General features: G+C 64.8%; 6 protein-coding genes. 5 read left to right on the top strand and 1 reads right to left on the bottom strand.

Translation table 11 applies throughout. The features are described from left to right. Positions 1 to 289 precede the first annotated feature (289 nt). Entirely contained in the window at positions 290 to 1,225 is a 936-nt protein-coding gene (locus tag MK313_RS08510) for a LysR substrate-binding domain-containing protein (RefSeq protein ID WP_121216686.1), read from the bottom strand. Between the two features lie 206 nt (positions 1,226 to 1,431). On the opposite strand from MK313_RS08510, the gene MK313_RS08505 reads away from it, so the two are divergent. The 5 genes from MK313_RS08505 to MK313_RS08485 all read left to right on the top strand — a co-directional run bounded on the left by MK313_RS08505 (position 1,432) and on the right by MK313_RS08485 (position 7,736). Further along, positions 1,432 to 2,592 carry an ABC transporter ATP-binding protein gene (locus tag MK313_RS08505; RefSeq protein WP_287780861.1) on the top strand — a complete coding sequence of 387 codons (1,161 nt, stop codon included), beginning with the start codon at positions 1,432 to 1,434 and terminating at the stop codon, positions 2,590 to 2,592. A 25-nt stretch (positions 2,593 to 2,617) separates the two neighbouring features. Further along, on the top strand, positions 2,618 to 3,676 hold the full coding sequence (locus MK313_RS08500) for an extracellular solute-binding protein (protein ID WP_287780860.1): 1,059 nt from the start codon (positions 2,618 to 2,620) through the stop codon (positions 3,674 to 3,676). 85 nt (positions 3,677 to 3,761) lie between these two features. Next, on the top strand, positions 3,762 to 5,429 hold the full coding sequence (locus MK313_RS08495; RefSeq protein WP_287780859.1) for a class I adenylate-forming enzyme family protein: 1,668 nt from the start codon (positions 3,762 to 3,764) through the stop codon (positions 5,427 to 5,429). Between the two features lie 22 nt (positions 5,430 to 5,451). After that, entirely contained in the window at positions 5,452 to 6,894 is a 1,443-nt protein-coding gene (locus tag MK313_RS08490) for an amidase (protein ID WP_287780857.1), read from the top strand. Then, a complete protein-coding gene (locus tag MK313_RS08485; protein ID WP_287780856.1) occupies positions 6,891 to 7,736 on the top strand; it encodes an amidohydrolase family protein in 846 nt (281 codons plus the stop codon). Before MK313_RS08490 ends, MK313_RS08485 begins: the two co-directional genes overlap by 4 nt. Positions 7,737 to 7,741: the final 5 nt, after the last annotated feature.

Raw genomic sequence — 7,741 nt, 5'->3', positions numbered from 1 at the left:
GCGATGCCGCCCGCGCTGGCGCCACGACCATCATTGCACTAACAATCAAATTGGACCCGTCCGTGGGGGCCGATCAGTTGAGCGCCTGCGTTCGGAGGATTGGCTGAGCTGAGTTATTGGCCCGGACGGTGCGTCAGTTCGTCAGAACACCGGAAGGCTGGTGCAAGGTGGCAGGCCATGAGGTCAGCGGTGAGCAGGCGGTCGCCCTCTTGAAAGAGGCTGATGTTTAAAGGCGGATCGTCTGCTCTCGCCATCAGCACCGCCGCTAAGCTGACCTGAGGTGGATGGCCTATGCCGGCAGGCTCAGCTCGATCAGCCTGCTCTCTGCCTCGGCGTGCTTTCGTATCCGCTCAATGGCCCTGGTCAGATGCCCGAGATAGGCCTCCGCCAGCCGTGAGGGCATCCTGTCGCGCGCGCGCATCACATTGAAGGTAAAGCGGATGGCCGGCTCGAAGCGGGCGACCCACAGATCCGGCCACTGCGCATAGGCCACGCCCAGCGGCTCGACAATACTGACGCCCAGTCCCCGCGAGACCAGGGCGCAGGCCTCGACGGAGGTGAACACATCGTACTGCTGATAGCGGGCGATGCGCCGCTGTTCGAAGGCGGCATCGATGATATGGCGCATGCGGCTGTCGCGCATGAAGGAGATGAACTGCTCATCCTGCAGATCCTCCGCGGTGATCGTTTCCCGGCCGGCCAGACGATGCGATTTCGGCACAACGCAGACGCCCTGCGCATGGAACAGCGGATCGTTCACCAGGGCCGGATGCTGAACCTGGATCAGCGAGAATCCCAGATCGACCTGCTGGTTTATGACGATCTGGCTGACCGTCGTGCTGACATTGAAGACGATCCGTGCCTTGTGATGCTCGGCAGCGAAGCTGGCCAGTGAATCCGCAACCAGCGTGTGCCCCAGCGACGCGGCGGAGGCGATGTGCAGTTCGCCGGATTTCAGGAAGCGCAGGTCGCGCGCGAAACTCTCTATGTCGTTCAGCGAGGAGAACAGCCGCTGCACCTCCCGGTGCAGGAGCTGCGCGTCATGTGTCGGTACAAGGCGCTTCTTGCTGCGTACGAACAGGGTGAGGCCGAGATCATACTCCAGCCCGACCAGGCTCTTGCTCACCGCCGGCTGCGACACGCGCAGCCTTTCAGCGGCGGCGGTGACCGATCCGGTTTCCATGAACATGCGGAAGGCGTCCAGCTGACGGTGGGAAAGCGGCACGCGGTACTCCCTGAAATACATAACTATAAGTTATGAAAACACGATCATTAGCAATTTGAAATGCCGTTTCAGGACTGCTTCCCTTGGGGGTGTCATTCAATAGTCACAAGAAAATCTCTGAAACGAGAGATTCCCGAGCAGGAACGCCGGAGCGCCCCTTGTCAGAAAACAATATAACCAAATCGTCGATCCTTGATGTGGAGCGGGTGCATAAACGATTCGGTGCCCATCATGCCGTGCGCGACGTCTCGGTCCGTGTCCGCGCTGGCGAATTCCTGACGCTGCTGGGGCCCAGCGGCTGCGGCAAGACCACGCTATTGCGCATGATCGCCGGTTTCGAGACACCCAGCGAGGGCGAGATCCGCATTGCCGGGCGCCGGATGAACGAGGCGCCGCCCTATGAACGCCCCATCGGCATCGTGTTCCAGAATCTGGCGCTGTTTCCGCATCTTTCCGTTGGCGAGAACCTTGCCTATGGGCTGCGCGTACGGCGCATGGCGCGTGAGGACATCCGCCGCCAGGTTGCCGAGGCGCTTGGACTGGTCGATCTGGCCGGGCTGGAAGAACGCCGCGTGCATGAGCTTTCCGGCGGCCAGCGCCAGCGCGTGGCGCTGGCCCGCGCGCTGGTGATCCGTCCCAAGGTGCTGCTGCTCGATGAACCGCTGGGCGCGCTGGACCTGAAGCTCCGCCGGCAGTTGCAGCAGGAACTGAAGCGCATCCAGCAGCGCGTCGGCACGACGTTCGTGTTCGTCACCCACGATCAGGAGGAAGCGCTGACCATGTCCGACCGCATCGCGGTGATGCAGGGCGGTCAGGTCGAGCAGCTGGGCACGCCGGAAGAGGTTTATGCCCGGCCGCGCACGCCCTTCGTGGCGCAGTTTGTCGGCGATACGAACTTCCTGACCGGCAGCGTGGCCGGCACTGGCCCCAATGAGATGCAGGTGCGGCTCGACAGGCTTGAGCGGGTGATTGCCGTGCCTTCCCCCGCCGGGCACCAGCTGCCGGAAGGCACCCGTATCGGCCTATCGGTCCGGCCGGAACATCTGGTGATGGCCGGGGCGCAGGAAAGGCTGGCCCTGACCATCGAAGGACGGGTGGTGGAGCGCAGCTATATCGGCGCCAGCACACGCTATGCGCTGGAAGCCGCCGGCGAGAGCTATGTCGCGGTCACGGCGGATTCCGGCACTGGCGTTCCCGCCCTTCAGCCCGGCCAGCCCGTGTCCTTCGGCTGGGCGCCGGAAAGCGCGGTCGTGGTGCCGCTCGATGCCGCGGGCCTTTCGGTTCAGGAGCAAATGGAAGCGATGCCGGCTGGAACGATGCCGGAGGGCCCGGCCGATCCGGGAATGGCTGCGCTGCGCGGCTATTGATCAGAACAACAAAGGGAGAAGCATCATGTCGAAATTTTCTTTTCGCGCCCTGCCGGTCCTCGCCGCCCTTGCGGCGGTCGCGGCGATGGCTCCCCGGCCTGCACAGGCAACCGACCTGCTGATCGCCACCTGGGGTGGCGGCGTCGAGAAGGTGTGGGAGACGGCCTTTGCCGAACCTTTCGCCAAGGAGACCGGCATCAATGTGAAGATCGTGCCGGTACCGACGCCGGAGGCGCAGCTTCGCGCGCAGGCTGGCAACCCGCAATATAACGCCGTGATGGTGACCTATCCGCAGGGCGCCAACCTGATGCGTGACGGCATGGTGGAGCTGCTGGACCCGGCGGAACTGCCGGACACCGCCGATACCAATCCGCGCTATCTGATGCGCAATGCCGATGGCAAGCTGGCCGGGGTCAGCCCGTATTTCATGTATTACGGCATTGCCATCAACACGGATGAAGCCAAGCCAGGCGATTTCAAGTCCTGGGCCAATCTCGGCGATGCCAAATGGAAGGGCAAGCTGGCGATCACCCGGCCGATATACCTGTCTTCCTACGATCTGCCGATCATCGCCAAGGCGATGGGCGGTGATGAGAAGAACATCGAGCCGGGGTTGGATCTGCTGCGCAAGATCGTGCCGAACGCCCTGACCACCTACAGCTCCATCGCCCATATGAACGGGCTGCTGACGCGGGGCGAAATCGCCGCCGGGCCGTATTACTCCGGCCGCGTCTGGCATCTGCGCCAGCAGGGTGCCCAGAACGTCACCATGGTCGTGCCGGAAGAAGGCGCGCTGATGATCCCCTACCTGCTGGTCATGCCGAAGAATGCGAAGGACATGGCGGCGACCAAAAAGTTCATGAACTACGTCTCCAAGGCGGAGCCGCAGCTTCGCGGCTCGGTGCTGGGCGGCTACCTGCCGCTGAACGCGAAGGCGAAGCTGCCGGCCGAGGCTGAGGAGCAGATGGGCATGACCCTGGCCGAGCTGATGACCAGGCTCTACCAGCCGGATTGGGCCTTCATTGCCGACAATCAGACCGACCGTATCAACCTTCTGGAAAAGCTCATCGCTGACGCGCAGTGAGCCTGGCCCCGGCGCTGTCGTCTCCCGGCGCCGGGGCGCCTTCCCCTTCCTATCGACCGCCTTTTTCATGGACAGAACCGCCACCATGAGCACCAGCCGCCTGCCTATCGAGCACTTCATTGACCGCCTGTCCCGCATGACGCCGGAGGAGCGCCGCCTCGCCATCGAAACTGACCCGTTGCCTGCCAATGTCGGCGCCCTGCTGGACGAGGCGGCGGCGGAAGTTGGCGACAAGCCCGCCTGGAATTTCTTCGAGGCCGGCGTCGTCACCACCTACAGCGCGCTTGCCGCAGAGGTGAACCGCACCGCCAACGCGCTGCGTGCCTGGGGGGTGACCAGGGGCACCCATATCGCGGTCATGCTACCGAACATTCCGCTCATGCCGACCATCTGGCTGGCCATCGCGAAGCTGGGTGCGGTGATGGCACCGGTGAATGTGCGCTATACCGCCCGCGAGGTCCGTTACATCGCCAATGATTCGGATGCCGATTTCCTGATTGCCCATGCCGACTACCGCGATCTGCTGTCGCCGGAATGGGACAGCGAGGAGCAGGCGCTGGCTATCCCGCCGGACCATATTGCCCTGGCCGGCGCGCCGGATGCCGGCCCTTACCGGCGCTGGGAGGAGATTGCCGCCGGCCAGTCCGCCACGCTGGTGCTGGATTATGCGCCCGGCCATGACGACCTTCTGAACATCCAGTACACCTCCGGCACGACCGGTTTCCCCAAGGGCTGCATGCTCTCGCACCGCTACTGGCTGAGTGCCGGCAAGGTGAACGGGCTGCGCGACGGGAAGCGGTTCGAGCGCATCCTGGCCTCCACGCCGTTCTTCTATCTCGATCCGCAATGGCTGCTGCTGCTGGCCTTCCACCAGCGCGGTACGCTGTATGTCGCAAACCGGCAGAGTGCCAGCCGGTTCGCCGGGTGGCTGGCCGAACACCGCATCCATTTCTGCCTGTTTCCGGAAGTGGTCTACAAGCAGCCGCCCAGCCCGCACGACGCGGAGATATGCCTGCGCCGCGCCAACATCTATGGCGTGCGCAAGGAAATTCACGCCGACCTGCGCCAGCGCTTCAATGCGCCGGCCATGGAAGCCTTCGGCATGACCGAGGTGGGGCCGACGCTGTTCGTGCCGCTGGAGGCGACGGAGATGGTCGGCTCAGGCTCCTGCGGCAAGCCGACCGCCTTCCGCGAATGCCGTGTCGTCGATGAAGATGGCAAGGACGTGCCGCAGGGCGAAATCGGTGAGCTGGTGGTGCGCGGCAAGGGGCTGATGCAGGGCTATTACAAGAAACCGGAGGCCAACCGCGACTCCTATTTCGGCGAGTGGTTCCGCACCGGCGACCTGTTCCGAAAGGACGAGCAGGGCTACCACTACATCGTCGGCCGGCTAAAGGACATGGTGCGTAGGGCCGGCGAAAACATCGCCGCGCGCGAGGTCGAGGCCGTGCTGAAGAATCTGCCGGAGGTGATGGACGCCGCCGTCGTGGCGGTGCCAGACGACACGCGCGGGCAGGAGGTGAAGGCCTATATCGTGCGTCAGCCGGACCTGCCGGAGGACGCCCTGCCGCTGGCACGGATATTCGAGCATTGCGACCGCAACCTCGCCGCCTTCAAGGTTCCCCGCTACATCGAGTTCATCGATACGCTGCCGCGCACGCCATCGGAAAAGATCGCCAAGGGTGAGCTGATAAAGGCCAAGAGCGACCTGCGTCTCGGCGCCTATGATCGCGTCGCCGATTGCTGGCGCTGAACCGGAAAAGGGGGAGGATGTGATGACGGAATTCTGGCAGAAGTCCGCGACCGAACTGGCGGCGGCGATCCGCGGCAAGACGCTGTCCTCGCGGGAACTGGTGGCGGCGACGCTGGACCGGATCGACCGGCTGAACGGCGACACCAACGCCTTCGCGCTGGTTGATGCAGAAGGGGCACTGAAGGCAGCCGCCGCGGCCGATGCAGCTGTCATGCGCGGTGACTCGCTGGGCGCGCTGCATGGCCTGCCAGTGACAGTGAAGGATCTGGTACCGACCGCCGGCATGCGCACGGCGCTAGCCTCCCACATCTTCGCCGACAATGTGCCGGCGCAGGATGCCGAGGCAATCGCCCGTATCCGTCGGGCCGGCGGCATCATCCTTGGCAAGACCACCACGCCGGAACTGGGGCATAAGGTGCTGACCGACAGCCCGATGCACGGCATCACCCGCAACCCCTGGGCGCTGGACCGCACTTGTGGCGGGTCCAGCGGCGGTGCGGCGGTCGGCGTGGCGATGGGCTTCGGGCCGCTGGCGGTCAGCACGGACGGTGCCGGCTCCGGCCGTATTCCCGCCGCCTGCTGCGGCATCGTCGGGCTGAAGCCAACCGTGGGCGGGGTGCCGCACGAAACCACACCGGACCTGTTCGGCAACCTAACCTGCCTCGGCTCGATGGCCCGCACGGTGGATGACACGGTGCTGCTGCACAATGTCATGGCCGGCCCGGACCCGCGGGACCCCTGGTCCCTGGGCGGATCGGCCGCGCCGCTCACTCTGGCGGACGATCCGCTGTCCGTCCTGAAGGGGCTGAAAATCCGCTGGATGCCGCGCACGGTGAACGACTATCTCGACCCCGATTTCGAGGCGCACACCACGAAGACCGTCGAGGCGATGGTCGATGCCGGTGCAACACTGGTGGACAAGCCGGTGAGCCTGGACTGGAGCCTGGATACCGCCCTGGTCCTGATGCGGGCCTATCAGGCCGCGCGTTCCGGCCATGTGCTGGAGAAATGGCGCGACCGGATGGACCCGACCATGGTGTCGGCGCTGGAGGAGGGGCTGGCGCAGGATGTCGGGACGCTCCAGAAAGCGCTTCCCGAGCGCACCGCGCTGTATCGCCGGGTTCAGGCGATCTTCGACCATGCCGATATCCTGGTCACGCCGACCATCGCCGCCCCGCCGCCGCCGGTGACGCAGCGCGCCGACGAACCGCTGGTGATCGACGGCAAGCCGCTGGGGCCGCTGCGGCGCACCTGGTACTGCTACACCATCCCGTTCAATCCCAGCGGCAATCCGGCCATGTCCGTGCCCTGCGGTTTCACGAAGGATGGGTTGCCCATCGGCCTCCAGATTGTCGGCCCGTGGCATGCCGAACAGCGGCTGGTCGCGGTGGCCGCCGCCCTGCAGGCGCTGATGCCCTGGCAGCACCGCTGGCCGGCACTGGCCGGGGGGGAGGCTTCGGCATGATCATCGACTATGGCAGCCGGCCGCCGGTGCCGGCCTTCACCCAGACCGCGACCACGCATCTGCAACGCTATCGCACGGTCTATCAGTCCAGCGAGAAGGCGGCCGCCCGGCAGGACAGTTTCGAGGAGTATCTCGCCGCCTATGATGCGCTGGGGGCCGAGCACATCGTGGTGAAGGCGCGCGATCTGGAGACCACCTTCGGCTGGCGCATCGCCAACGAGGATGTCGCCGCCTTCTGCCGCGAACAGGGGCCGCGATTCGTCGGCTTCGCCGGTGTCGATCCGAACAAGGGGATGGTGGCCGTTCGCGAACTGGATCATGCGGTGCGCGAGCTGGGGCTGCGCGGCCTCAATCTGCAATGTTTCGAGCACAAGCTGGCGATCAACGACAAGAAGATGTACCCGCTCTACGCCAAATGCATCGAGCTGGATATCCCGGTGAACCTGCATTGCAGCATCAATTTCGCCACCTCGACGCTGATGGAGTTCGGGCGCCCGGCGCTGCTGGACGAGGTGATGGTGCATTTCCCGGAACTGCGTGTGTGCGCCGCACCGCCGGGCTTCCCCTGGGTGCATGAGCTGATCGGCGTCGCCTGGCGGCACGCCAATGTGCATATCGGGCTGGTGGCGGTACGGCCGAAATATCTGTCGGTCGCCGGGTCAGGCTATGAACCGCTGCTGCAATATGGTCGCACCATCCTGCAGGACCGCATCATCTTCGGCTCCGCCTATCCGCTGATGCCGCTTGAGCGCACCGTGCGCGAGATCGAGGCGCTGCCGCTGGAGGAGGATGTCCGCTGGAAGTGGCTGTACGGCAATGCCAAGCGTTTCCTGCGGCTGTGAGGATG

The organism is Oceanibaculum sp. (assembly GCF_022449305.1).
GTDB classification, from domain to species: domain Bacteria; phylum Pseudomonadota; class Alphaproteobacteria; order Oceanibaculales; family Oceanibaculaceae; genus Oceanibaculum; species Oceanibaculum indicum.
Note: the sequence above shows the minus strand (reverse complement) of the source record. Positions and strands in the feature narration are given on the sequence as shown.